Genomic DNA, 25,664 nt, shown 5'->3' on the forward strand with positions numbered 1-25,664 from the left:
TTTTCCATGGCCGGAATCAGCTATTTCTTGGCCCAGCTCTCGATCGCGTCGAGCATGTGCATGGCGCTCGCGACGGTCGGCGTCGTTACAAGCGCCGAGTCGACAAAGAGGATGCGGCCTTCCCGGGCGGGCTTCAGGAAGTGCTGCCAGCCCGGCACGATCCGGTCGAGCGACTGGCGGATGGCGGCCTCGTCCCGGGCATTCTTGCCGAAGCTGTTCATCACCACGAGAAGGTCGGGGTCGAGGCGGCCGAAAACCTCTGCGCTGAGAGGGACCAGAAGCGTGGCGCCGAAGCCCGAGACGGTGCTGTCACGGTCCGGCGAAAGGCGCGAATAGCCGAGATCCTCCAGCGCCTGTACCATCCCGGCCATTTCTCCGACCGCGTTGATCTGGTCGGAGAGGAAGATCACCAGATAATCCTGCTCGCGCGGGTCTTTCGGCAGTGCGGCGCGAACCGCCTCCAGCCGCGCCAGATATGCGGCCTTGCGGTCCTCGAACGCGGCCTCGAGCCCCAGTAGTCCGGCAAGCGACTCCTCCGCGTTGAATCCACGTACCCGGCCCGTGCTGCTGTTCTGCAGATAGACAGGGGCGATTGCCGAGAGCAGTTCGGCTTTCTCCAGATCGTGCTCGGTGCCGATGATCAGATCCGGCTCCAGGCTCCGCATCTTCTCGAGGTCCATATTGCCGAGCGCGCCGATCCCTCGCGGCAGCGGGTCGGGAGCCCGGTCGCCCAGGACCAGCCGGTAGAAATCGGCGGCCATCTGGGTGCCGCCATCGTCGTTTCGGCCGTAGCTGCCGACAGGGGGCAGGCCCAGCTCGGCGAGCGGCACGCCGATCAGCGGTTCGTGCAGCACGATGATCCGTTCCGGCGAGGCCGGCATGGTGACGGTACGCCCCGCATCGTCCGTAACGCTGCGTTCCGCGGCGAACGACGTTGGGGCGGTGAGCACACATATGAGCAGGATGAACAATCGGGTCATGAAAAGTACTCTCAGGTGCGTTGCTGGGTGAGGACGGCACGCAGCCGCATGGATATGACGAAGAGCGGCACGCCCAGCAGGGTCAGGGCGAGGCCGATCGGAATGGCGAGATCGCCGGCGAAGCGCCGTGTGAGGGCGTCGGCGCCGATTACCAGAACGCCGCCGGTCAGACCTGAAAGCACAAGCCGCGCCCGTCCGGAAGACGGGCAGAGCGCGTTCGCCAAGTGCGGTGCCATCACGCCGAGAAAGGCGAGCGGCCCGACGGCGGTGACCGCCGCCGAGGTCAGCAGGACGGAGGTGAAGAGGATGACCGGCTTCGTCCGCCGCACAGGCTCGCCGAGAGACATCGCCGTTTCCTCGCCGAGATCGTAGCAGCGGAGCGCTCGGCCGAGCAGCAGGATCGCGGGCAGGCTCAGCGCGAACCAGGGCGCGAGTGCGCCGATGACGTCCCAGCTCGCCTGGAAGAGCGATCCCGCAAGCCAGTCCGATACGGCAAAGGACGTCTCAGGCGGCAGGTAGAGGATCATGATGGACGTGACGGAGGAGAGGACGGTCTCGACCGCAATTCCCATCAGCACGATCGCGAGCCCGTCGGATTGCCCGCCACCGGTGAGCCAGAGCAGCAGCGCGGCGACGCCGAGCCCACCGAGGATCGCGGCGACCGGTACGAGGCCGATGGGCGCTGCCGGGGCGAAAACCATCAGCAGCAGGATCGTCACCATGGAGCCTTGACTCAGCCCGAGCAGACCGGGATCTGCCAGGGGATTCTGCGACATCGATTGCAGCATCGCGCCGGTAAGCGCGACGCACCATCCGGCCATGAAGCCGAGCACGAGCCGCGGCAGCCGTACGTCGAGCAGGGCGAAGAGCTGGCCCTCGTCGAGCTTGGCGCCGGTGAGGAGAGCGATGAAATCCTGCAGTCCGGTCCGGGTCGCGCCGACACTGATCGCGAGGGCGGAGAAACCCAGCGCGGCGGCACACAGAAGGCCGGTTGCCCAGAGGGTGTCGAGCCGGATCTCCAGCCCCGACTGCAAGCGCAGCACCTTTCTGCCGTCGGTCGCGATCGACCTCTTCATGCCGGTCTCCGCGTCCGGGCCGTCAGGTAGCGGCGCTTGACGATCAGGATGAAGACCGCACCGCCGAGCAGATCCATCACGATACCGGTATGGAGCAGGTAGGGAGAAAAGGCGGTCCGGGCGACAAGATCCGCGAGCAGACAGACGGTGGCGCCCGTTAAAGCCGCGGCCGGGAGTATCAGCCTGAACGAGCCGCCGAGAAACGGCCGGATCATGTGCGGAACTATCAGCCCGATGAAGGCGACGGGACCGCAGATGGCGACGGAGGAGGAGGCCGCGAAGGCAACGGCGATCAGCGCCGCACCGGAGACGAGGGGAACGTTCACCCCAGCGGAAGCGGCTTTCTCGGTGCCGACGGTGATCAGGGTCAGGGGGCGGGCAAGGGTGAAGAGCAGGAGTAGCGCCAGCGCCCCGATCCACCAGAACATTGCAAGCCGGTCGGCATAGAAATGGTTGATGTTACCGGTCACCCAGGCAAGGAAGTCGGTCCGCCGCGAGGGATCGGAGAGCAGCAGGGCATTGGCGATCCCGAACTGCAGCATCGAGACCAGCGCGCCGGAGAGGATCAGCGTCAATCCGCGCGGGTCGCGCGCGCGGGCAACCAGACGGGTGACGGCGATACAGGCGAGAAAACCGAGAACGCCGCCGGCGAGCGCGGACATCCCCTGGGCGCGGGTTCCGAGATCGAAGAGATAGACCCCGATCAACACGGCGACGGTGGCGCCCGCACTGATCCCGAGCGTCGCCGGGGCCGCCAGCGGATTGCGCGTCAATCCCTGCAGGACTGCGCCGGCGCAGGCCATGGTCGCACCGACCTGCACCGCGATCAGTGCCCTCGGAACCCGCTGATAAAGCACGACGAAGTGCTCGTATTGCTCGGGGTCGAAGCTGAACAAGGCCGCGAAAACCTCGTCCGGGCCGATCGTTCCGGATCCGGCGGACAAGTTGAGCGCGAGGCCGAACAGAAGGGCACTGATCGAGCCGGCCCAGAAGAAATTCCGGCGGTTCATTCTGCGGCCGAAACCGCGCCGGAGCCGTAAGGCAGGCAGACCAGCCGTCCCTCATGGGCGAAGATATCCGCCTTGAAATCGAAGACCCGCTCGACATTGGCGCGTGTGACGGTATCGCCGACCGGTCCTGCAGCTTCGACGCGGCCGTCGCGCAGCATCACCACATCGTCCGCGAAGGCGGCGGTCAGGTTCAGGTCGTGCAGCACGGCGACGACGGTCTTGCCGTGCCGGAGCGTCAGCTCCCGGACCAGCTCCAGCACCGCATACTGATATTTCATGTCGAGATGGTTCACCGGCTCGTCCATCAGGATCAGATCGGCGTCCTGCGCCAGTACCATGGCAATCCAGGCCCTCTGCCGCTGACCGCCTGAAAGTTCGCTGACCGGCTTGTGGGCGAGGTCGGCGAGGCCCACGATCCCGAGCGCGTCGCGGAACAGTTCCCGGTCGCGCGCCGAGGGGCCTCCGAGGATCGAGTAGCGTGCATAGCCGGCGAGTTCGACCAGCTCGCCGAGTGCCAGATAGTCCGGGCAGAAGCTGTCCTGGGGCAGATATGCGACCCGCCGGGCCAGCGCCCGCCGGCCGAGCGCGCCGATGGGGCTGCCGTCCAAGGTGATCGTGCCGGTCGATTGCGGCATGAATCCCATCACGGTTTTCAGGAAAGTGGATTTGCCGCATCCGTTAGGCCCGACCAGGGCGGTGAGGCGGCCGGCCGCGAAACTGGCCGTCAGACCGTTCAGAACCGGTGCGTCTCCGTAGGACGCCGTGACCTCACACGCGTCAAGCAAAGCATGGCTCCGTCCTGCAGCCGCGCGGCGCGGGTACGCTGTTCCGACCGTTCATTTCTGCTCCGGTTTTGCATCTGCGAAGGGCTTGGAAAGAAGTCATAAAGAAGTGTAATACCGTCAGCAATGCGTTATCCGTTCCGCATTCTGGAACGGTGCTCTGGTCAAAAACCGATTGTTCAAAGGGGTTCGCCACCATGGGTGTCCGGGAAAAGCTTCATATCGGGATGTCGCTCGCTCCGACCTGGCTCGGCGGCGATGCCTGGCGGCGTCCGGACAGCGAGATAGAGCAAGTCTATTCCAGCGGCTTCGCTCTGGATATCGCTAAAAGGTCAGAGGCGGCGAAACTCGACTTCGTTTTCCGGCCGGACTCGCTTTTCCTGAATGTGGGCGCGCTTGAAAGCGGTCCCGGCTTCGGCAGCCTCGATCCCACCATCCTGCTTGCCGCCATTGCACGCGAAACCTCGCATATCGGTCTGCTGACCACTGTTTCGACGACGTTCTTTCCGCCTTACGTGGTGGCGCGGCAGCTCCAGTCGCTCAATTGGATCAGCGGAGGGCGGGCCGGCTGGAACATCGTCACCGCGCTCGACGGGAACGAGAATTTCGGCCTCTCGGAGATGCCGTCCGCCAAGGAGCGTTACGAGCGTGCGGCGGAGTTCACCGAGATCGTCCGGCGGCTCTGGGACAGTTATCCCGCCGAAGCCCTGGAGCTGGACCGCGCCAGTGGCCGCTACACCAACGCTTCCATGGTTCGGCCGATCGACCATGAGGGCCGGCATCTGAAGGTCAAGGGGCCGCTCAATCTGCCGGCCTACGGAGAAGACCGCATACCGCTCGTGCAGGCGGGCGCGTCGCCGGAAGGGCGCGATTTCGCCGCGTCCGTCGCCGACGCGATCTTCGCCTCGACTCCGGACAGGGAAGCGGCGGCCGAGTTGCGGCAAGACCTGCGCCGCCGCGCGGAGGGGCATGGGCGTCGGGCGGAGGATATCCGGTTGATGCCCGGGCTCAGCCTTTATCTGGCGGAGAGCCGGGAAGAGGCGGTGGAACTTTTCAACGCGACCCATGCAAGGATGGATGTCGCACGCAAATTCGCCTCCATTCTGGAAATGACCGGTCTCGATTTGCGCGACTGGCCGCAGCAACAGAGGATCACAACGTCGGATCTACCACCGGTGCCGGAGAAACTGCGGAGCCGGACACATGCGGAGCTGTTGCGCCGGCTCATCCGGCGCGACGAGCCGACGGTGGCCGACCTGCTGACCCGGCCGGAAGTGATCGGCTCGGCGCACTGGCAGATTGTCGGCACTGTCGACGATGCCGTCGCCGAGATCATGGATTGGCAGAGCGCGGGCGCGATCGATGGGTTCATCGCTGTCCCGGGTGGTTCGGTCGCCTCGATGCGGCTCGTGCTCGACGAGGTCGTGCCGAGACTTGCCGAAGCGGGCCGGTTCCGCACCGATTATTCCGGCAGGACGTTCCTCGGCCATCTGCAGGCGTAAGGTGAGACCGGAACCCGGCGCTTAGCGGCGGGGCCGCAGCATCAGGACGAGCGCCAGGACAGGGCCGCCGATCAGGGCGCTCAGGAGACCGGCGGGGAGTTGCCACGGGAAGTGGATCGTCCGGCCGAGGAAGTCGGCGGCTACCAGCAGGGCTGCTCCGGTGAGCATTGCGCCGGCCATGTGCGGCAGGCAGCGCTGGATGCCCGCCTGGCGGACGATCTGCGGCGCGATCAGGCCGACGAAGCTGAGGGCGCCGACGGTGAGCGAGGCGACCGCCGTCACGACGCCGGCGAGCAGCAGGGCGGCGAACTGGATGCGGCGCACCTGGGCCCCGGTCGCCATTGCCAGCGCGGGCCCGGCCGAAAGCTGCTCGATCTGGCGGGCGAGCAGCGGCAGCAGTGGCAAGGTCAGCACAAAGGCACCGAACATGATCGCCGCACTCGTCCCGTCCGCGTGATAGGTCGATCCCGCCATCCATGTCAGCAGATGCATCGCGCGCGGGTCGCCCGTTGCCGTCGCGACCGAGAGCAGGGCGAGCAGGAAGGTCGCAAGCGCGACGCCGGCGAGCAGGGTGCGGTTGCCGGAAAGACCGGCTTTGCGCACCGCGAGCAGCAGGATTCCGAGGGCGCCCACCGCTCCGGCGGTCGCTGCTCCGGTTAGGGCGATATGGCCCGGCGCGCTCAGGCATATCAGTGCGACGAGCAGGCCGAACCCGGCGCCCGCATTGACGCCGAGCACTTCCGGACTGGCCATCGGGTTGCGCAACAGCCGCTGCAGGATGACGCCCGCAAGCGCGAGCAAAGCGCCGGCGATCCCGGAGGCGAGCGTCCGAGGCAGGCGCCAGACCAGAAGCGGCTGCAACTCCTCCCCGAAATCCAGCACCCATCGGCCATGGCCGTCGCGGCCGGCGAAGACTGCGATCAGGGACAGGGCGGCCAGGAGCAGCGCTACCGGGACAAAGACCCGGATAGCCGGTCGCCGGGCGAGGTCCAGCGCGGCCTGCCCGGCGGCCGCGACCGGAACCGCCGGAAGCTGGCGGATCAGGAGGAAGAGTATCGGGGCGCCGAGCACCGCCGTGACAGCTCCGGCGGGCAGGAAGAGGCCGGTGGCGGCGGTCAGGAGCTGCAGGGACTGATCGGTCAAGGTCAAGAGGCACGCGCCGACCAGTGGGGCGAGCAGCATCCTGGTTCGCAATTTTCGCGCGCCGAGGGCACGGGCGATGGCGGGGGCCGCGAGGCCGAGGAACCCGACGATTCCGACCGCACTGACGGTGAAAGCTGTCAGGGCGATCGCGAGGCCAAGGGCGCCGGCGCGAACGGCGACGATCCGAAGGCCGAGGCCGCGTGCCGCCTCGTCGAGCTGCAGCACCGTCATCGGGCGCACCAGAAGCGCGGCGAGGATTGCGCAGCAGCCGACGCGGGGGAGCAGTTCGAGGAACGGCCGCCAGTCCTGCTGGCTGAGCGAGCCGCTGCCCCAGATGAAGAGTGCGGAGAGACGGAAATCGTTCAGCAGGATCAGGGTCGAGGAGAGGGCGCTCAGGTAGAAGCCGACAATCAGGCCTCCGAGGATGACCGCGAGCGGCCGGAAGCCGAACCGCGCGGCGAGGAAGAAGACGATGCCGGAGGCAAACGCCGCACCGCCGAGCGCGACCGCATCGCGGCCCCAGCCGAGCAGGGCTGGCTGATAGAGTATCGCCAGCGCGATCGCGAGACCGGCCCCGGCCTCGATCCCGAGCGTCGAGGGTGAGGCGAGGGGATTGCGCAGCACCTGCTGGAAGAGGGCTCCGGCGAGCCCAAGGGCGCCGCCGCAGAGCGGCGCCATGGCGAGCCGCGGCAGCAGGCTGAAGCGCATCAGGACGGCGTCGATATCCTGCGCGTCTAGCGCTCCAAAGAGCCGATCCGTCCCAAGGCCAGCGATATCCGGCCCGAGATTGGCTACCACGGCGAGGAGTGTTGCAGCGAGCAGGAGCAGACCCCAGCCGCGCCGCCGGAGGGTTTCGCTAACCATCGGAGAGATCGAGCTCCGTTAGCAGGCGCGTCATCCGGCGCGCGCCCGGCAGGGTGCCGAAGGCGAGCACGTTCGGAAAGCGCCGGACCCGTCCCGCGCGCACGAACGGCAGGTTCTGCCAGAGCGGGCTGCCGGCGAGCCGGGCCTCCACGTCCGGCGGAACCGGCTCGAAGATCAGCACCCAGGCATCGCCGATATCGGCCAGGCGCTCGACGCCCGCGGTCGCGAAACCCCAGCCATTGGTCCCGTGCGTCCAGCCATTCTCAATCTCCAGCCGGTCGAGCACATCCTGGATGATGCAGTTAGGGCCATAGATGCGGACATGCCGCCGATCGACGAAATGCAGGAAGACCAGTTTACGGGAGCGCAGCGCCGCGAGTTTCGGATGCGCTTCGACGAAAGCCTTTTCGGTCTCGGCGACCAGCGCTTCGGCCTCTGTTTCCAGACCGGCGAGCGAGCCGAGACGCCGTGTGGCGTCCAGAATGTTCGGCCAGGGCGAGCCGCCCACAGCGTGGATCGGAAAAGACTCGACCGGTGCGATCCGTTCGAACTGATGCCGGACTCGCTCGAGATAGGGTGTCGAGACGATCAGATCCGGTTCCAGGCGTTGCAGCAATTCGAGGTTCGTCTCCTGCGAGGTGCCGAGATTGGCGACCTCCGGGGGAAGCGGCGGCTCAACGGTCCATGTCTCCCAGTTCGGCCGCTGGGAGACGCCGACGAGGTTGGCGCCGATCGAGACCAGGGTCTGGGCGAGGCCGTGATCCGGGGTGAAAAAACGCGGGCCATCGGATGGAGCCGCAGCCCGAGAGGTCCACGGTGCAAGTGCCGCGCCGAAAGCGAGGGTGCCGAAGGCCCGGCGCGTGATCTGAATTGATGGCTCAGAGGACATAGCTCACCGGCCGTCCAGTCTCCGGGTGCGGGAAGACGTCGAGGCGGACGCCGAAGAGCCTGTGCAGCTGCCCTGGCTGGACCAACTCCTCCGGAGGACCGAACGCCGCAAGATGTCCGCCGGAAAGCATCAGGATGCGGTCGCAATAGCGCGCCGCGATGTTGATGTCGTGGAGGATAACGATGACCGACCGTCCGTCCGCGCGGCTAAGGCCGGTGACGAGATCCATGATCTCGTATTGCTGTGCGATATCGAGAGCCGAGATCGGCTCGTCAAGCAGCATGCAGCGGGCATCCTGTGCAACCAGCATGGCAAGGAAGGCGCGCTGGCGCTCCCCGCCCGAGAGACTGTCGACGAGACGATCGGCAAATCGGAGCGTGCCGGTAGAGGCCATGGCGTTGGCGCAATGCTCCCTGTCCGCGGCATTGGTCCGCCCGAACGGTCCGTGCCAGGGATAGCGGCCGAGTGCCACAAGCTCGCGCACCGTCAGCCCATCGGTGTCCGGGTTGTGCTGTGGCAGGTGCGAGAGCAGGCGGGCAAGCTCGCGCGGCGCGTATTCCTCCAGCGGTCGGCCTTCGAAACGGACCTTGCCCGAGGCGGGAGCGATCTGGCGGGCGAGGATCTTCATCAGGGTCGACTTACCGGAGCCGTTATGGCCGAGCAGGCCGACAACCTGACCGGCGGGAATATCGAGGGTCAGCGGGTGCAGAGCCGGCTCGCCCGCATAGCTGCAGCAGACCTCCGAAAGCGAGAAGACGTGCGGTGTCGTCATTTCAGGAGATCCTGCGGAGACAGTCGAAAGGCGTTCTGCACCGCCCGGTTCACGGCGACCGGCAGGACCGACATGTGGTTCTCGCCGGGATGCTGCTCGAAGGAGGCGGCTTCGGCGCGGCCGGTCAGGCGGAGGATGTCGCGGGAAAGCTCTTCCGCGAGGTGGATAGTGCGAATCTTACGGCGATGGGCGAGCCGCTCGGTCTCGTCGCTCCGTCCCCTCTCGAATGGCGCCGGGGCTCCGCCTTCGAATTCGCCTGCAGAGAGCAGTACGCGGCCGGAAAGATTCTCCCAGCCGGTAGGGGGCATCCGGTCAAGATAGGTTCGGATCACTTCGTCTTCCCAGTAGATCGCCGGGCTCGCCGCGATCCAGTTGCGGAAGGCCGCCGGACGTGTCGCAAGCGCATAGAGCGTGAAGAGCCCGCCGAAGGAATGGCCGAAAAGGCTCTCGGCGCCGCCATTCACCGGCAGGCGCGCATGCAGCCAGGGCCGGAGCGTGTCGAGAAGGAAAGAGAGGAAGAATTCGGCCCCGCCTGTACGGACGACGGGACCGCCGTCATGGAAGGGCGGATATTCCGCGCCGGGGGGCGGGCTCAGATCCCAGGAACGGCGGAACGGGTCGTATGCCGCGTCGGTCGGATAGCCGATCGCGACGATCACCCCGGGGCCGATCCCGGTTCCTCTCGGATAACTCGCCTGCGCGCGCAGGGCATCGACGGCGGTCCCGATCACTGCATTCCCGTCGGTCATATAGAGCGCGGGCCAGCCGTCTTCCGGTGCCTCGCCTTCCGGAACATGAACGAAGACCCGGTACGAGCTGTCCGGGTTCGGAGCGTCGTCGGGCCGGAAGTCGAAATAGCGTGTGCCCGGCAGCGGAGCCGGGCACACGTCGTTGAATGAGTATCGCAAGAGCGGTGGCCTACCAGCGGTAATTGATGCTGCCGATCACCACGCGCCCGCGTCCGCGGTAGCAATAGCCGAACTCGCAGGTCTCCTGATCCTCGTCCGTCAGGTTGGTCGCGTTGACGGCCAGCGTGGCACCGGGCAGGAACGCGTCGAGCGCGTAGCTGATGCGGGCGTCGAACAGGAGCTGGGAATCGTTCTTGTTCGTGTTCGCGCTGTCGTCGAAGGTCTCGCCGATGAAACGCGCGCCGGCGCCGATCTGCAGCCCTTCCAGCTGGTTGTCGGCAAAGGCGTAGTTGGTCCAGACCGAGCCCGAATGCTCCGGCACGGCGGTCGGGGTCTTGCCTTCGTTCCCGTCGTTGTTCTTGGTGATCTCGGCGTCGATATAGGAATAGCCGGCAGTCATCTGCAGCCCTTCCAGCAGCGTCATGTTGGCTTCGAGTTCAAGCCCGATATGGCGCTGCTCTCCGGTCTGGATCTGGTTGCCCGGATTGCCCGGATCGCTGGTCAGCTTGTTCTTCTCGGTGAGGTGATAGACCGTCGCCGTGTAGATGCTGTTGCGTCCCGGAGGCTGGTACTTCAAGCCGATCTCGAACTGTTCGCCCTCGGTCGGCTCGTATGTTTCGCCGCTCGCGTTCGAGCTGAATTGCGGCAGGAACGAAGTTGCGTAGCTCGCATAGGGCGCGAAGCCGGAGTCGAACAGGTAGAGCACACCCGCATTGCCGCTCGTCGCGCTGTTGTCCGCAGACGTCGTCGTCGAGGTCAGGTTGTTCGTCGTGTCGAGATCGGCCTTGTCGTGACGCAGGCCGAAATTAAGCCGCCAGTTCTCCCAGGATACCTGGTCCTGCGCATAGATGCCGATTTGCGTTCCCTCACGGTTCTGGTTGGTGATGAAGGAGGAGGGCCGCGCGATGCTCTGTGAATAGTCCGGGTTCAGCAGGTCGAGCGACGGGGCCGTCCCGGAGAGATACTTGATGTGACCGTCGACCCGGAAATAGTCGATGCCGGCGATAGCCAAGTGCGAGACGGGGCCGGTCCGGAAGCGGGCCTGCCCGCGCGTGTCGACGACGATGCTGTCCTGATCCTCGTAGAGACCGATCGCGCTCCGGGAGAGGGTCCGCCCATCGGCCGCGAGGGTGCCGGCCGACGTGTACTGATTTTCCGTACTGACGCTGCCGAAGCGGAGGTTCTGGTGCACGGAGAAGATGTCGTTGAACTCGTAGCTCGCCTCGTATCCGGCGGCGGCCTGCTTTTGGCGCATCCGGTCGAAATCCTCGTCGCCGGCCCAGATATGGCTGAGCTCACCGGAGGCGTACTGATACGGGCGCGGCGAGGCGGCGGTTTCGAAGTCCTGATACTGGGTGAGCACTGTGACAGACAGCTTTTCGGTCGGGGTCCAGGTCACGGACGGCGCGAAATACCGGTTGTCGTCGTTGACGCCGACGAGATTGGACTCGCTTTCCCGGATCAGGCCGACAGCCCGGTAGAGGAGCGTGTCGTCCTCGAGAACGGAGCCGCCGATATCGAACTGGCCCTGCCGGTGCTCGTCCGTGCCGAGCTGCAGCTCGACCTCGTTCTCGGCGGCAAGCGACGGACGCTTGCTGACCCGGTTCACGAAACCGCCGGGGCTGGCCTGGCCATAAAGGACGGAGCCCGGCCCCTTGACCACATCGATCCGTTCAAGCCCGTAGGGTTCGGTCTTGAAGTAGGAGAGCCAGCCGGTGTTGGACTGACGCAGACCGTCGCGGAAGTCGGTGTTCGTGGTCAGGGCGAAACCGCGGACCTGGATCTGGTCGAAGCGCGGATCGTTGCCGTAGCCGTTGACGTGAACGCCGGGCGTATAGCGCAGCGCGTCCTCGACATTCTGCACCTTGCGGTCGCTGATCTGGTCCGCGGTGACAACGGAGACCGCGCGCGGCGTCTCGATGACGGGCGTATCGGTCTTGGTGCCGCTGGCGCTGTTTGTCGCGAAATAGCCCTCGACCGGTCCGGTGGCGGTCTGCCCTTCCGCTTCGACCCTGAGCTTTCTCAGCGAAACCGGACCCTGACCGCTCTGGTCGAGTGTGCTGATGGTGACATTCGACTCACCGGAGAACTCCTGCTGAACCGGAAGGCCCGCAAGCAGCCGGTCAAGCGCAGCGCGGGCTGTCAGACGTCCCGAAACGGCATTGGAGATGAGTCCGTTCGATGTCGCGGGGTTGAACGAGACCTGCAACTCCGCCTGCTCACCGAATGCGATCAACGCCTCGGCAAGCGGCTGGGACGGGATATTGAAATCGTGTTCGACGGAGGCCTGGGCTAATTCGACAATCGCGGAAACGGCAGCGGTTCTGGCCCGGCCCGAAGTGTCTTTGGCCATCGCCGGGCCGGTGGCGGCGATCATTCCCAAAGCCAGAGCGCTCGTCGTTGTGAGCAGTCGCACACGGCTCCGGCAGGCGATCCGCGTCGCAGCTTTTTTACCGGTGCGCTCGCGCGTCGTTCGGACAGTCATATTTCGAATTCCCCAATTTTCCCCACGCCTTGAGGCGCCACTTTTCATGCGAATGAGAACAATTCGCAAAGAACAAGACGGGGGAGCCCAGGAAATTTTAAGGGGGCAGGAAATATTTTTTTATGTACCGCCCTCAGCCCGGTCCGAGCACCGCGAGCACCGCGGGAATCTCATAGACGCCGGCATCGTGTGGCAATACGGCGGCGCGCAGGGCCTCGACAGGGTTGCCGAGGTCGAACACACCAGAGACGCGCTTGCCGGCAAGGCCGCCGGGCGCAATGAAGATCGCGCCGGAATAGTAGGGCCGGATCCGTTCGACGACACTGTCGATCCGTTCATTGTCCGCGATCAGCAATCCTCGGCGCCAGGCGGCGATGTGGGAAGCGGGCACACGCATGGTGACGGTCTCGTCCGTGACGGATGCGGACTTCAGACGGTCGCCGCGCTTCAGCTGGATGAGTTCCGACGTGCCGGAGGAGACCGAGACGGTGCCGCCCTCGACTTCGACCATGACGGTGCGGTCGGAGAGGCGGGTGCCGAATTCAGTACCTGTGACGGTGACGATCGTGTCGCCGGCCCGAACCCGGAATGGACGCTCGGGGTCCGGGTGGACCTCGAAAAACGCTTCGCCGTCGAGGATCGTCACGGCCCGTTCCGAGGCGGTGAGGTTCGTTTTGAGCGCGCTCCCCGCATTGAGGGTCACGTGGCTGCCGTCTGCGAGATCGTACCGTGCGATTTCGGCCGTTCCGCTGGTGAGGTCGGCGTCGAGGAACATTAGCTCGGTCCGGGGGCCGACCAGCAAGACGAGCAGGGCGATAGAGGCGGCGATCGCGGCGGCCAGGACCGGGCGGCGTACAGCGCGCCTGGCCCGTGGCTTCAGGACGGAAACATTCGAGACGTTCTCTGTCGCCTCCGGAGCGGCCCAGGTCTCTTCGAAGCGCGGAGAGAGTTCGCCGCCGAGGCGCCAGACGCGCTCCGCCCTCGCAAAGGCGCGGCCATGATCTTCCGCCTCGGTCAGCCAGAGCGTGAAGTCGGCATGCAGGGAGCGGTCCTCCGGCGCGGCGCGCAGCCTGAGCAGCCAGTCCGTTGCCTCTTCCAGCAGGCCGTTATCGCTTTGCGGCGCTTCGCTCTCCGAGCGGTCCGGCACGGGGTTCTCCTCTTGCATACCCTCTCCAGATAATCAGACGCGTGAGCCGCGTTTTTTTTCAGTGCCGCCGGTCTTTTCCGGGACCGGCGTCCCGTCATTTTCGAGCTGTTCCAGGCGCTCGGCGCACTTCACGAGTGCCTGGCGGATCAGTTGATGGGCCCTTGTCACCGAGACCTCCAGGTGGTCCGCGACTTCCTGCAGAGTCTTGCCGCCCAGCCGGTGCATCTCGAAGGCGATCCGGGTGCGCTCCGGCAGGCCGTCGATCACGTCCTGGATGGCGGCGAGCTCCTGGCGCCAGATCGCATCCGTTTCCGGCGACGCATTCTCCGACGCGTAGCGCTCGAGAATGTCCCCGTCGACTTGGGTCATCAGGTTGCGCGCGGGGCGGCGGCGCCAGTCGAGCGCCAGATTACGGACGATCCGGTAGAGATAGCCGACCGGTTCCGTAACCGGAGACGCAGTGGCCTCCGCGGTGCCGGTATGGGCCCAGAAATTGAGGTAGGCTTCCTGCACGACGTCTTCCGCCGTGGTCCTGTTGCCGACGATCCGCAGCGCGTAGCCGATCAGTTCGCCCCGATGTGTCAGGACCAACTCCATGGATTTGGGATCCGACGGCATGAGCGGCGAGCGTACTCCATTGAGGGAGTCTGCCGGCCGGGACGCGGCGGCAGCAAGATGCTCAAGCTCTACATGAGAATGATTATCATTTCTAGAGCACTGTTCGAAACCGGCGGGACGGCTGCAAGCTGGTGACCTGAAAACGCAAAACCCCCGGACCGAGCCGGGGATTTTGTCATATGCGCATGCGGAAGATCCGGCGCGCGATGTGATGTGGGGAGATACTCTCCCGGCCGTCGTCAGCCGCCGAAATCGTCCAACATGATGTCCTCGCGGTCGACGCCGAGCTCAAGGAGCATGTTGATGACCGACTGGTTCATGATCGGCGGGCCGCACATGTAGTACTCGCAATCCTCGGGCGCCGGGTGGTCCTTGAGGTATTCCTCGTAGAGCACGTTGTGAATGAAGCCGGTATAGCCGGTCCATTCGTCTTCCGGCAGCGCGTCGGAGAGGGCGACATGCCAGGTGAAGTTCGGATTTTCCTTCGCCAGCTCGTCGAAATCCTCGACGAAGAACATCTCCCGTTTGGAGCGGGCGCCGTACCAGAAGCTGATCTTACGGTCGGTCTTGATCCGTTTCAGCTGGTCGAAGATGTGGCTCCGCATCGGTGCCATGCCAGCGCCGCCGCCGATGAAGACCATTTCCTTGTCGGTGTCGCGGGCGAAGAACTCGCCGAAGGGGCCGGAGATGGTGACCTTGTCGCCCGGTTTCAGGTCGAAGATGTAGGAGGACATCTTGCCCGGCGGAATCCCGTTGCTGCCCGGCGGCGGCGAGGCCACGCGCACGTTCAGCATGATCATTCCCTTTTCCTCGGGATAGTTCGCCATGGAATAGGCGCGCTCGAGCGGCTCCTCGACCACGGACTGGTACTGCCAGAGATTAAACTTGTCCCAGTCTTCCCGATATTCCTCGGCGACGTCGAAATCCTTGTAGTCCACCTTGTGGGCGGGCGCCCCGATCTGGATATAGCCGCCGGCGCGGAAATTGACGTCCTCGCCCTCCGGCAGTTTCAGGACCAGCGCCTTGATGAAGGTCGCGACATTGTCGTTGGACGCGACTTCGCATTCCCACTGCTTGACGCCGAAGACCTCTTCCGGGACCTCGATGTCCATGTCCTGCTTGACCGCGACCTGACAGGAGAGCCGGTCGCCGCACTGGGCCTCGCGCTTGGTGATGTGGCTTTCCTCGGTCGGCAGGATGGAGCCGCCGCCGGAATGGATCTTCACCCGGCACTGGGCGCAAGTGCCGCCGCCGCCGCAGGCCGAGGGAACGAAAAGCTTCTGCTCGGCCAGCGTTTGCAGCAACTTGCCGCCGGCCGGTACCGAGATCGTTTTTTCGCCATTGATGGTGATGTTCACGTTGCCGGTCGAAACGAGCTTCGAACGTGCGGCAAGGATGATCGTCACCAGCGCGACGACGATCATCGTGAAGAGAGTTACACCCAGCAAGAAAGTCGACATGCCAATCGATCCGGTCAGAGTTTAACGCCGCTGAACGACATGAAGGCCATGGCCATGAGGCCGGCGGTGATGAAGGTGATCCCGAGGCCCTGAAGGCCGTCCGGAATGTCGGAGTATTTCAGTTTCTCGCGCACCCCGGCCATCGCCGTGATCGCCAGCGCCCAGCCGAAGCCGGAAGAGATGCCGTAGGTGGTCGCCTCGGCGAAATTGTAGTCCCGCTCGACCATGAAGAGGGAGCCGCCGAGGATGGCGCAGTTCACGGTAATCAGCGGCAGGAAGACGCCGAGCGCGTTGTAGAGCGGCGGGAAGTACTTATCGAGCACCATCTCCAGGATCTGCACCAGCGCCGCGATGACGCCGATATAGGAGATCAGGCCGAGAAAGGTGAGATCGACATCGCCGAAACCGGCCCATTCCAGCGCGCCGGGCGCGAGCAGATAGGTCAGGATCAGGTTGTTCGCCGGCACCGTGATCGCCTGCACGATCATGACGGAAATGCCGAGCCCGATCGCCGTCGCGATCTTCTTCGAGACCGCGATGAAGGTACACATGCCAAGGAAGAAAGAGAGCGCGAGGTTCTCGACGAAGACCGCTTTTACGGCAAGGGAGATCAACTGTTCCATCAATGCGCCTCGACGGTCTGGATCTTGTATTCGCGTTCTTCGACCTGCTGCGGTTTCCAGCTCCGCACCGCCCAGATCAGCAAGCCGATCACGAAGAAAGCGGAGGGCGGAAGCAGGAGCAGGCCGTTCGGGACGTACCAGCCGCCATTGTTGACGGTCTCGAAGATGGTGATGCCGAACAGAGAACCCGAGCCGAACAGCTCGCGGATCACGCCGACCAGCATCAGGATCAGCCCGTAGCCCATGCCGTTACCGATGCCGTCGATAAACGAGGCCACCGGCGGGTTCTTCATGGCGAAGGCTTCGGCGCGTCCCATGACGATGCAGTTGGTGATGATCAGGCCGACAAAGACCGAAAGGGTCTTGGAAATCTCGTAGGCATAGGCCTTCAGGATCTGGTCGACGATGATGACCAGCGAGGCGATGACGGTCATCTGCACGATGATGCGGATCGAACCGGGAATCTGGTTCCTCAGAATCGAAATGAACATCGACGAAAATCCGGTCACCAGGGTCACCGCCAGCGCCATCACGACGGCGACCTTCAGAGAGGAGGTGACGGCCAGCGCCGAGCAGATCCCCAGCACCTGCAGGGTGATCGGGTTGTTGTCGACCAACGGGTCGATCAGCAAATCTCTCCGCTTCTGAGCCATCAGATTGTCCCTGCTTTGAGTTTTTCGAGGAAGGGGCCGTATCCGGCATCGCTCAGCCAGAAGCGCACCAGATTGTCGACCCCGCGGGAGGTCAGCGTGGCGCCCGAGAGTGCGTCGACATGGAACTCCTGGCCCGCGGCGGGCACCGACTTGGCGACGGTGATCTGCAGCTTCCCGCTTTCGTCGGCGACCTTCTTGTCGCGCCATTGCGCCTTCCAGCGCGGATTGTCGACCTCGGCCCCGAGGCCCGGCGTCTCGGCATGCTGGTAGAACTGCAGACCGTAAATGTCGTTGCCGTTCTGCTCCAGGGCGATGAAGCCGTAAAGCGTGGACCAGAGCCCGTAGCCGTGGATCGGCAGGATCACCTTGTCCAGCGCACCCTTCTCGTCGCGCAGCAGGTAGACGGTGACGAAGCGCGACTTGCGTCCGATCGACGCGGGATCGTCGGCCAGCGCGACGGAGAGTTCCGGATCGTCAGCGGCGGCGAGGGCATCGAAGGTCAGCGGATCGAAACGGTCGGTAAAGGCGCCGTTCTCCAGTTCCAGCACGTGAGGCTTGAACACCGCGAAGGCCTCGGCGACATCGATGCCCGGCTCGTACATGCCGGCCACTTCGAGGATGTTGACCTGTTTGTCCTTGAGCTTGTTGACCTCCTGCACGGGCCGCAGATAGACCGCGACGGAGGAGACCGCCATCGAGGCGACAAGGCAGAGCGCCACGGCGACGAAGACCGTTTTCGGCACGGAGTCGGGCGGAAGGTCCAGGAAGCGGCGGATCATGCCTTTGTTCCCGTTTTGCGGATCAGACATGGCGGCGCGCCCTCCGGCGGATATTCGCCTGTACGACGAAGTAGTCGATCAGCGGGGCAAACACGTTGCCGAACAGAATTGCGAGCATCATGCCTTCGGGAAAGGCCGGGTTGATGACACGGATCATCACGACCATGAAGCCGATCAGCGCACCGTAGATGTAGCGGCCCAGATTGGTGTGCGATGCCGAGACCGGCTCGGTCACCATGAAAGCCAGACCGAAGGCGTAGCCGCCCACGACCAGATGCCAGTACCACGGCATGGCGAACATCGGGTTTGTCGACGAGCCGATCAGGTTGAGAAGCAGCGAAAACCCGATCATGCCGCCGAGGCAGCCGACGACCAGCCGCCAGTTCGCGATTTTCGTCAGCAGCAGGAAGCCGAGGCCGATGAAGCAGGCAAGGGCGGAAGTCTCGCCGATGGAGCCCTGGACGAAACCGAGGAAGCCGTCCATCCAGGTCATACCCTGCGCGGCGAGCTCGCGGTAGCCGTCGGAGGCGGCGACGGAGAGTGCCGTCGCGCCGGAGAACCCGTCGACCGGGGTCCAGATCGTGTCGCCGGACATCTGCGCCGGATAGGCGAAATAGAGGAACGCGCGGCCGGTCAGCGCCGGGTTCAGGAAGTTCTTGCCCGTACCGCCAAAGACTTCCTTTCCGATCACGACGCCGAAGGAGATCCCGAGCGCGACCTGCCACAGCGGGACGTCCGGTGGCAGGATCAGCGCATAGAGCATCGAGGTGACGAGAAAGCCCTCATTGACCTCGTGTCCGCGCACCGTCGAGAAGATGACTTCCCAGATGCCGCCGACCACCAGGGTCGTGATGTAGATGGGCAGGAAGTAGAGCAGGCCGTGCAGGATGTTCGCGATCGGTTGCGAGGCGTCGAAGCCGATGCCGAGGAACTCGATGATCGCTGCCCGCCAACCCGACGGCCCGAACGTTGCGATCGCCGAATTCACCTGGAAGCCGACATTGTACAAACCGACGAGGATGCAGGGGATCGTCGCGATCACCACGTAGGTCATGATGCGCTTCATGTCGATGTATGAGCGCGCATGCGGAGCGACGGTCGTTACCGTCTTCGGCGTGTAAAGGAAGCTCTCCACCATCTCATAGACGGGGAACAGCTTCTCCCATTTGCCGCCTTTGACGAAATGCGGCTCGATCCGGTCGAAATAACTGCGGAGACCCAAGAATCTAGCCCTCTTTCTCGATCTTCGTCAGGCAGTCGCGGAGCGCGATGCCATACTCGTATTTGGCCGGGCACGCGAAGCCGACGAGACCGAGGTCTTCTTCGTCGAGTTCGAGTGCGCCAAGCGATTGCGCTGCTTCGGTATCCATGACCAGCAGGGCGCGCAAGAGCTGAGTGGGCAGGACATCCTGCGGCATCAGTTGCTCGAAGGTGCCGAGCGGCACCATCGCCCGCCGGCCGCCATTGAGGTTTGACGTCAGAGCATAGAATTTTTTCGCCAGCGCCGAGCCGAGAACCGGCTGGAAGGCGTACTTGCCGGGCATCGGCCGGATCCAGCCAAGCGGGATCTGCTTGTGGTCTTCCTCGATGACGGTGACCTGCCGCGCGTAGCGGCCGAGATAGGCGTCAGGTCCCTCGCCGGCGCGGCCGCTGAGGATCGAGCCGGAGATCATCCGGTTCGGCACCGTCTCGTCGATCTCGCCTTTGGTCAGGTCCGTCATGGATGCGCCAGCGACGGTGCGGATCAGACGCGGCTTGACGCAAAGCGGACCGGACAGGGCGATGACCCGCTCCGGATCGAGCTTTCCGGTCAGCAGCAGCCGCCCGATGGCGATCACGTCTTGATACCAGATGGTCCAGACGGATTTTTCGGCGGTCGGCGGGTTCAGGAAATGCAGGTGGGTGCCCGGCAGTCCGGCGGGATGCGGACCCGAGAAACTGGCCGCTTCGACGCCCGCCAGCTCCGCGCCGGGAATCTCCTGGCCCGCTTCCTGACAGAGATAGGTTCGCCCGTCGGTCAGCTTCGAGATGGCTTCAAGACCCGAACGGAAGGCCTCGGAGGCTTCCCGGATGATCAGGCCCGCATCGGGCGCGAGCGGCTCGGAATCCATCGCGGTTACGAAAATCGCGGCGGGCCTGCTGTCGGATGTCGGGACCTTGGAATAGGGGCGGGTACGGAACGAGGTCCAGAGGCCGGCGGCGCAGAGCCGCTCGACCAAGCCCTCGACGGTGGTGGCGTCGCCCACATTGGAGAAGTCGATGGCCTCTGCGGCGGTTGGGTCGACGTCGATCTCGACGCTCACGAGAACGCGCCGCGGACCCCGGTTCACTGCCTTGACGCGGCCGGCGACCGGCGACGTCACGCAGACGTCCGGCGTGTCTTTGTGCGCGAGCAGCCTGGTGCCCGGCGCAACGACATCTCCCTCGCTGACGGCCAGCCGGGGTTTGAGCCCGATATAGTCCGCGCCGAGGCAGGCCACTGTACGGATTGCGGGGCCATCGTGGATCGTCTGCTCGGGTGCGCCCGAGACGGGAAGATCAAGGCCTTTGCGGAGTGAAAAATGTTGCACGTGCGTCATTCGCCGAGTCGTTAAGCCTGAAGCCAGAGCATGCTGTCGTATTCCATTAACCTGCCTGAGCTTTCCAATCAAACATGCGTCTAGTATCTAACGCGCCGGAATTTCAATAGAAAGGTGCCAAATGCATCTTGTTGCAAATACCGGACGGGTTCTTAAGGAAGGATGAAATCCGATGATGCGCCTCGTGACGGTCCTGGCTGTTTTGTGCGTCGCCGCATGCGATGTGGATCAGGCAGTTCTTGAGATCCGCGGCGAGACGATGGGCACGACATACACCATCGTCGCGGTGGACAAAACAGGAGCGTTGAAGGCGGAAGAGGTTCGGTCTGCGGTCGAGAAGACCCTGGCCGACGTGAACGCCACGATGTCCAACTGGGACCCCAATTCGGAAATCTCCCGTTTCAACGCGCAGCAGGGCACCGATCCGGTCGCCATTTCGGACGAGCTCGCACTGGTGATGGGCGTGGCGAACGAGGTGCACGTCCAAAGCCTCGGGCGGTTTGACGTAACGCTCGGCCCTCTCATCGAACTCTGGGGTTTCGGCACACGGAACTCGGAAAGCCCGGTCCCCTCCGACGGGGAGATTGCCGCTGCGCGTCAGATTGTCGGACAAAGCAAGGTGTTGTCATTGACGACGGACCCGCCGTCTTTGCGGAAGACCGTCCCGGAAGCCACTGTCTTTCTGGCCGCGATCGCTAAAGGTTATGGCGTGGACCGGGTTGCGGCGACATTGCGCGAGCAGGGCCTGGGCGACTACATGGTGGAGATCGGCGGCGAGGTCGTTGCGTCCGGAAAAAATCCGAAGGGCGAAATCTGGAGCATCGGTATCGAGAGACCGGACGCGGCGAAGCGGACGGTCGAATCGATTGTAAGGCTGCCGGATATGGGCATGGCGACTTCCGGAGATTACCGGAATTATTTTGAAGAAAATGGCGTTCGCTACTCTCATATTATCGATTCCGAGAGTGGACGCCCGATAACCCATTTGACGGCATCGGTGACGGTAATCGCCGAGAATGCGATGTTGGCGGACGGGTGGGCGACCGCGCTTCTGGCTCTTGGAAAGGAGCGGGGATTGCAGATCGCGAACGAAATCGGCCTGGCGGCCTTCTTCATCGTGCGCGATGTTGCTGATGCCGAGCGGAGCTTCGTAACGGTCGCCAGCGAGCGCTTCGTGGAACTGCAGGGCGGAAACTAGGAAGAAGACGCAGTGACGACATTCTTACTGACATTTGCTGTTCTGCTCGCGGTCGTCCTCGCAATGGCGCTCGGCGTGATCCTGATGGGCAAGACGATCAAAGGCAGCTGCGGCGGCCTCAATGCGATTGCCGACGCGGACAAGTGCCTTGTCTGCAACAAGGATATCGACCCGAACAGCCCGCTCCGCGAACGGCTGCTCTGCCCTCGGGCCCGCAAGATGCTGCGGGACGCAGAGGGGAAAGACCTCGCCGCCTGACGGCCGCCGGTCTCGGCCCGGACGTCTCCGGCAAAAAATAGATCAGCCGCCCTTCAGGGGAAGGAACCCGAGCGAGAGCAGCGCGCCGGCGGCGATGCTTCCGTAAAGCCATGCCTGCCAGGCGGGCCCTTCGGTCTTCCAGACACGCCGGTAGCGGTAGCCCGAAATCACCGCGACGACGAACAGCACTGTCGCGGTGATCGGTGTCAGGTAAAAATCGGCCAATTGCAGCGCAGTTCCCTCGGCGGGTTATTCTCGCTAGAATTTCACCGCACAATCGTTGTTTCAAAAAAGACGAGGAGCGGGAGGAATGCCGATTTCATATCAGGCACCGATGCGTGGCGACAAGCAACGCGACACTAATGTCAGTCAATCCGCCAAGTCCAATCTGGCGACAGAGATGGGAACGGTTCGGAAGCTTATCGACCGTAAGGGCGGGAGCGTATTCTCGATCCGGCCCGACGACACGCTTAGAACAGCGGTCGAGGTTCTGCGGGACAAGCGGATCGGCGCACTCGTGGTGACCGATACGGACGGGATGCTGAAGGGGATCCTTTCCGAACGAGACATCGTCCGCAAACTCGCCGAGACGCCTGGGCAGACATTGCCCAAGCAGGTGAGTGAGGTGATGACCCACGATGTCGAGGTCTGCTCGCCGGATGAAGCACTGGTCTCCGTGCTCCGCCGTATGACCGACGGCAGGTTCCGCCATATGCCGGTCGTTGCCGACGACAAGCTGCTCGGCATGATCACGATCGGCGACGTCGTGAATTTCCGCCTGAACGAGCTCGAGCACGAGGCTTTGCAGCTGAAGCAGATGATCGTCGGGTAGGGACCGCCCCAAGAACCATTTTTCTTGGGGGTCCGGGTTGTTCTCGGTAGCCGCGGCACCCGTAGCAAGGCCGTGCCCGGACGGCTTGCCTTGTTGGAAATACCGCTATGACTGTCACCGTCGGTTTTATCGGTCTCGGCCTGATGGGGCTCGGCTTTGTCGAACGGCTCGCCGCGAACGGTTACGCCGTAATCGGCACCGATCCGAGACCTGAAGCACGGTCCGCGGCCGAAGGACTCGGTGCCCGGACCGTGGGGTCGTCCGCCGAAGTCGCGACCGAGGCTGATCACCTATTGATCTGCGTAACCACACCCGCCGCGGTCGAAGATGTCGTGCGTGGCGAGGACGGAATTCTGGCGGCGTCCGGCCGCTCGGAGATGGTCGTGGTCGATCACTCGACGACCGACATCCCGCTCACCCGCTCCCTTGCGGAGTCTCTTGCCGATGCCGGCATCGGCTTCGTCGATGCGCCTGTCTCCGGCGGTCCGCAGGCGGCGCGGGCGGGAACGCTCGCGATCATGGCGGGCGGCAGCGAGGGAGATTTCGGCAAGGTTGCGCCGATTCTCTCCGGACTCGGCAAGGCCACTCTGATGGGCGGTGTGGGGGCGGGACAGGCGACGAAGCTCGTCAACCAGTCCCTCGTTCTGACCAATTACTGCGTGATTGCAGAGTCCTTCCGCCTCGCCGAGGCCTTTGGTGTCGATGCCGCCAGGATTCCGGAGGCGCTGGAGACGGGACACGCCGGCTCCAACCTTCTGAAGACGCTTATGCCGCGCCTCGCCGCCGAGGATTTCACCCCGACCGGTTACGCCCGGCAGATCCTGAAGGATCTTGAGATGCTTCATGCCGCAACCGAGGATCTGCCGCTCGCCATGCCGATGGCCGGGCAGGCGCTCACCCTGTTCCGCCTGCTGGTCGCGGAGGGGCATGGCGAGGAGGACGGCTGTTCGGTCGTCAAGCTCTACCCGAAGGCCTGAATTCTGAGCGCCGTCCGGTCGGTTGGCGGACGGCGGGAACTGGAGCAAACCATGGCGCACCGCCCCCTGATCGCATTGGCGCTTGGCGACCCGGCCGGGATCGGCAACGAGGTCGCCGTCAGGGCCCTGAGCGATGCGGAAACCTTCGAGGCGGCGGATTGGCTGATCGTCGGTGACCGTCGTCTCTGGGCCCTTGGCGAGGAACAGGCCGGTGCCGCGTGCGCCATCGCGGATTTCGATCCCGGCCGGTTCGAGCGCGTCGCATTCCTCGATCTTGCGCATGCGGAACTCGGGGCGGTTACGGTCGGCCAGTCGAGTGTGGCCTGTGGCACTGTGGCGCTGCAGAATTTCCGGACCGCCCTGCGGCTCGCCGCGGACGGAATGGCCGACGCCGTCTGTTTCACGCCTTTCAACAAGCAGTCGATGCGTCTCGGCGATCCGGACTATGTCGACGAGATCGGTTTCATTCAGCGCTCCATCGAGACGGAGGTCGCCGGATCCGAGTTCAACGTCCTGGACGAAGTCTGGAATGCGCGCGTGACCTCGCATGTGCCGCTGGCGAAGGTGGCGGAGCTGATCACGCCCGAGCGGATCGAGCGCTCGATCCGGCTGACGCACGAGACGATGCAGGCGGCCGGTTTCCCGAACCCGAGGATCGGGGTCGCCGCGCTCAATCCCCATGCCGGAGACGGCGGAAATTTCGGAACGGAAGACAAAGAGATTATCGCTCCGGCGGTGAGGGCCGCCGCGCAGAAACAGTATCGCGTCTCCGGACCGATCCCCTCGGACACCGTCTATGTCCGTGCCCTGAAGGGGGAGTTCGACGCCGTCCTGACGATGTATCACGACCAGGGCCAGATCGCGATCAAGCTCATCGGTTTCGACCGCGGCGTGACGCTGATTGGAGGCTACCCGTTCTGGATCGCGACCCCGGCCCACGGCACCGCCTACGATATTGCGGGCAAAGGCATCGCCGATCCCGGCGCTACGATCGCGGCCTTCAGGCTGGCGGCGCGTCTGTCCGGGCAATCGAGACGAGGCGTCGCCGTCGATCCGGCAACCCGTTTACGAGCTGTGCGTGACATTGTTTTCGATGCGGAGGCAGTCGTCTGATTTCTGCTCCGCGTGACAGTGGTTTACCGGTCTTGGTGCGGAGAAAGGCAGACGGTTCTGCGCGCTAATCGTTTTAGCTGAAGACGAACCTGACCTGACCGTCGGAGACTGTTCGATCTCAAACGGCTCCTGCAGGAGCTCAATCGACGAAAGCGCGCTCGACGACGAATTCTCCGGGGTTCGAATTCGCACCTTCCGAAAGACCGGCTTTCTCAAGGATCAGCTTGGTGTCTTTCAGAAAATCCATTGAGCCACAGATCATCCCCCGGTCCATCGCGGGATCGAGGGGCGGAAGGCCGAGGTCGGAGAAAAGTTTGCCGCTCAGGATCAGGTCGGTGATCCGCCCCATGCTTGCCGTTTCTTCCCGTGTCGTCGTGGCGTAATGGACGAGCTTTGCTGTGGCGTCCTCGCCGATCAGCGGATCGGACTTCGTCGCCTCCACGACTTCGTAGCCATAGGTCAGCTCGTCCGCTTCGCGGCAGGTATGACACAGGATCACCTGCTCGAACTTCTCGTAAGTTTCAGGGTCTCTGATGACGCTGACAAAGGGGGCGATGCCCGTTCCCGTCGAGAACAGCCAAAGCCGCTTGCCGGGGATGAGAGCATCGTTCACGAGCGTGCCGACGGACTTTTTTCGCAGGAGCACGGTGTCGCCGGGTTGAATCTTCTGCAGATGCTCCGTCAGCGGCCCATCCGGAACCTTGATGGAATAGAATTCCAGTTCCTCGTCCCAGGATGGCGAGGCGATGGAATAGGCGCGGAAGACCGGCTTCTCCGCGTTCGGGAGTCCGATCATCACGAATTCACCGGACCGGAAGCGGAAGGCTGCGGGCCGGGAGATCCGGAAAGAGAAGAGGCGGTCCGTATAGTGTTTTACGGAGAGCACTTTCTCGGCATAGACGCCGTCGGGGATCGGAAAGCCCTGATGACCTGTTTCTCTAGTGCTCCTGACCTGCCCCGCATCCGACATGACGATTCTCCATGGAAATCATGCCGGTATCTTGCCGTGAGCAAAA

General features: G+C 64.1%; 24 protein-coding genes and 1 pseudogene. 6 read left to right on the plus strand and 19 right to left on the minus strand.

The window, feature by feature from the left end:
• Nucleotides 1–20: 20 nt before the first annotated feature.
• From NUH88_RS17980 to NUH88_RS17995, 4 genes are read right to left on the minus strand one after another with little or no spacing between them, the layout of a single operon-like run.
• On the minus strand, nt 21–980 hold the full coding sequence (locus tag NUH88_RS17980) for an ABC transporter substrate-binding protein (protein WP_257767831.1): 960 nt from the start codon (nt 978–980) through the stop codon (nt 21–23).
• An 11-nt stretch (nt 981–991) separates the two neighbouring features.
• Nucleotides 992–2,056, minus strand: a complete 1,065-nt coding sequence (locus NUH88_RS17985; protein ID WP_257767832.1) for a FecCD family ABC transporter permease — start codon at nt 2,054–2,056, stop codon at nt 992–994.
• Entirely contained in the window at nt 2,053–3,066 is a 1,014-nt protein-coding gene (locus NUH88_RS17990; protein ID WP_257767834.1) for a FecCD family ABC transporter permease, read from the minus strand. Before NUH88_RS17990 ends, NUH88_RS17985 begins: the two co-directional genes overlap by 4 nt.
• Complete coding sequence (locus NUH88_RS17995) at nt 3,063–3,851, minus strand: ABC transporter ATP-binding protein (protein WP_257767836.1); 789 nt, start codon at nt 3,849–3,851, stop codon at nt 3,063–3,065. The genes NUH88_RS17990 and NUH88_RS17995 overlap by 4 nt, the downstream gene beginning before the upstream one ends.
• Nucleotides 3,852–4,045: 194 nt before the next feature.
• On the opposite strand from NUH88_RS17995, the gene NUH88_RS18000 reads away from it, so the two are divergent.
• Nucleotides 4,046–5,350 (plus strand): NtaA/DmoA family FMN-dependent monooxygenase, encoded by a 1,305-nt coding sequence (locus tag NUH88_RS18000; protein WP_257767838.1) that lies wholly within the window; start codon nt 4,046–4,048, stop codon nt 5,348–5,350.
• A gap of 21 nt (nt 5,351–5,371) precedes the next feature.
• Here NUH88_RS18000 and fhuB read toward each other — a convergent pair whose 3' ends face one another.
• From fhuB to NUH88_RS18065, 13 genes are all read right to left on the minus strand, one after another.
• Nucleotides 5,372–7,357 (minus strand): Fe(3+)-hydroxamate ABC transporter permease FhuB, encoded by a 1,986-nt coding sequence (gene fhuB, locus NUH88_RS18005; protein WP_257767840.1) that lies wholly within the window; start codon nt 7,355–7,357, stop codon nt 5,372–5,374.
• A complete protein-coding gene (locus tag NUH88_RS18010; protein WP_257767842.1) occupies nt 7,350–8,246 on the minus strand; it encodes an ABC transporter substrate-binding protein in 897 nt (298 codons plus the stop codon). Before NUH88_RS18010 ends, fhuB begins: the two co-directional genes overlap by 8 nt.
• Nucleotides 8,236–9,018 (minus strand): ABC transporter ATP-binding protein, encoded by a 783-nt coding sequence (locus NUH88_RS18015; RefSeq protein ID WP_257767843.1) that lies wholly within the window; start codon nt 9,016–9,018, stop codon nt 8,236–8,238. The genes NUH88_RS18010 and NUH88_RS18015 overlap by 11 nt, the downstream gene beginning before the upstream one ends.
• On the minus strand, nt 9,015–9,926 hold the full coding sequence (locus NUH88_RS18020) for an alpha/beta hydrolase (RefSeq protein ID WP_257767844.1): 912 nt from the start codon (nt 9,924–9,926) through the stop codon (nt 9,015–9,017). The genes NUH88_RS18015 and NUH88_RS18020 overlap by 4 nt, the downstream gene beginning before the upstream one ends.
• A 10-nt stretch (nt 9,927–9,936) precedes the next feature.
• Nucleotides 9,937–12,411, minus strand: a complete 2,475-nt coding sequence (locus tag NUH88_RS18025) for a TonB-dependent siderophore receptor (protein ID WP_257767846.1) — start codon at nt 12,409–12,411, stop codon at nt 9,937–9,939.
• A gap of 133 nt (nt 12,412–12,544) precedes the next feature.
• Nucleotides 12,545–13,576 carry a FecR family protein gene (locus tag NUH88_RS18030; protein ID WP_257767848.1) on the minus strand — a complete coding sequence of 344 codons (1,032 nt, stop codon included), beginning with the start codon at nt 13,574–13,576 and terminating at the stop codon, nt 12,545–12,547.
• A 15-nt stretch (nt 13,577–13,591) separates the two neighbouring features.
• Nucleotides 13,592–14,155, minus strand: a complete 564-nt coding sequence (locus tag NUH88_RS18035) for a sigma-70 family RNA polymerase sigma factor (RefSeq protein WP_257767850.1) — start codon at nt 14,153–14,155, stop codon at nt 13,592–13,594.
• A gap of 260 nt (nt 14,156–14,415) precedes the next feature.
• On the minus strand, nt 14,416–15,636 hold the full coding sequence (gene nqrF / locus NUH88_RS18040; protein WP_257767852.1) for an NADH:ubiquinone reductase (Na(+)-transporting) subunit F: 1,221 nt from the start codon (nt 15,634–15,636) through the stop codon (nt 14,416–14,418).
• A 14-nt stretch (nt 15,637–15,650) separates the two neighbouring features.
• Nucleotides 15,651–16,259 carry an NADH:ubiquinone reductase (Na(+)-transporting) subunit E gene (gene nqrE, locus NUH88_RS18045; RefSeq protein ID WP_257767853.1) on the minus strand — a complete coding sequence of 203 codons (609 nt, stop codon included), beginning with the start codon at nt 16,257–16,259 and terminating at the stop codon, nt 15,651–15,653.
• On the minus strand, nt 16,259–16,912 hold the full coding sequence (locus NUH88_RS18050) for an NADH:ubiquinone reductase (Na(+)-transporting) subunit D (RefSeq protein ID WP_257767855.1): 654 nt from the start codon (nt 16,910–16,912) through the stop codon (nt 16,259–16,261). Before NUH88_RS18050 ends, nqrE begins: the two co-directional genes overlap by 1 nt.
• Nucleotides 16,912–17,721 carry a Na(+)-translocating NADH-quinone reductase subunit C gene (locus NUH88_RS18055; protein WP_257767856.1) on the minus strand — a complete coding sequence of 270 codons (810 nt, stop codon included), beginning with the start codon at nt 17,719–17,721 and terminating at the stop codon, nt 16,912–16,914. Before NUH88_RS18055 ends, NUH88_RS18050 begins: the two co-directional genes overlap by 1 nt.
• Nucleotides 17,714–18,913 carry an NADH:ubiquinone reductase (Na(+)-transporting) subunit B gene (locus tag NUH88_RS18060; RefSeq protein WP_257767857.1) on the minus strand — a complete coding sequence of 400 codons (1,200 nt, stop codon included), beginning with the start codon at nt 18,911–18,913 and terminating at the stop codon, nt 17,714–17,716. Before NUH88_RS18060 ends, NUH88_RS18055 begins: the two co-directional genes overlap by 8 nt.
• A gap of 4 nt (nt 18,914–18,917) precedes the next feature.
• A complete protein-coding gene (locus NUH88_RS18065) occupies nt 18,918–20,261 on the minus strand; it encodes a Na(+)-translocating NADH-quinone reductase subunit A (protein WP_257767859.1) in 1,344 nt (447 codons plus the stop codon).
• Between the two features lie 181 nt (nt 20,262–20,442).
• On the opposite strand from NUH88_RS18065, the gene NUH88_RS18070 reads away from it, so the two are divergent.
• A complete protein-coding gene (locus NUH88_RS18070) occupies nt 20,443–21,468 on the plus strand; it encodes an FAD:protein FMN transferase (RefSeq protein ID WP_257767861.1) in 1,026 nt (341 codons plus the stop codon).
• Between the two features lie 12 nt (nt 21,469–21,480).
• Complete coding sequence (gene nqrM, locus NUH88_RS18075) at nt 21,481–21,726, plus strand: (Na+)-NQR maturation NqrM (protein ID WP_257767863.1); 246 nt, start codon at nt 21,481–21,483, stop codon at nt 21,724–21,726.
• 42 nt (nt 21,727–21,768) lie between these two features.
• Here the strand turns inward: nqrM and NUH88_RS18080 are convergent, their stop codons facing one another.
• The gene (locus tag NUH88_RS18080; protein WP_257767864.1) at nt 21,769–21,951 is read right to left on the minus strand and encodes a hypothetical protein; all 183 of its coding nucleotides are present in this window, start codon (nt 21,949–21,951) and stop codon (nt 21,769–21,771) included.
• 85 nt (nt 21,952–22,036) lie between these two features.
• Between NUH88_RS18080 and NUH88_RS18085 the strand changes: the two genes are divergently transcribed.
• The 3 genes and pseudogenes from NUH88_RS18085 (at nt 22,037) to NUH88_RS18100 (ending at nt 24,648) form a co-directional block, all read left to right on the plus strand.
• Nucleotides 22,037–22,558 carry a CBS domain-containing protein gene (locus NUH88_RS18085; RefSeq protein WP_257767865.1) on the plus strand — a complete coding sequence of 174 codons (522 nt, stop codon included), beginning with the start codon at nt 22,037–22,039 and terminating at the stop codon, nt 22,556–22,558.
• Between the two features lie 101 nt (nt 22,559–22,659).
• A pseudogene (locus NUH88_RS22325) lies at nt 22,660–23,535 on the plus strand (NAD(P)-dependent oxidoreductase); the annotation flags it as partial.
• A gap of 51 nt (nt 23,536–23,586) precedes the next feature.
• The gene (locus tag NUH88_RS18100; RefSeq protein ID WP_257767866.1) at nt 23,587–24,648 is read left to right on the plus strand and encodes a 4-hydroxythreonine-4-phosphate dehydrogenase PdxA; all 1,062 of its coding nucleotides are present in this window, start codon (nt 23,587–23,589) and stop codon (nt 24,646–24,648) included.
• Between the two features lie 139 nt (nt 24,649–24,787).
• Here the strand turns inward: NUH88_RS18100 and NUH88_RS18105 are convergent, their stop codons facing one another.
• The gene (locus tag NUH88_RS18105; RefSeq protein WP_257767867.1) at nt 24,788–25,618 is read right to left on the minus strand and encodes a ferredoxin--NADP reductase; all 831 of its coding nucleotides are present in this window, start codon (nt 25,616–25,618) and stop codon (nt 24,788–24,790) included.
• Nucleotides 25,619–25,664 lie beyond the last annotated feature (46 nt).

The organism is Nisaea acidiphila (assembly GCF_024662015.1).
Taxonomy (GTDB): Bacteria; Pseudomonadota; Alphaproteobacteria; order Thalassobaculales; family Thalassobaculaceae; genus Nisaea; species Nisaea acidiphila.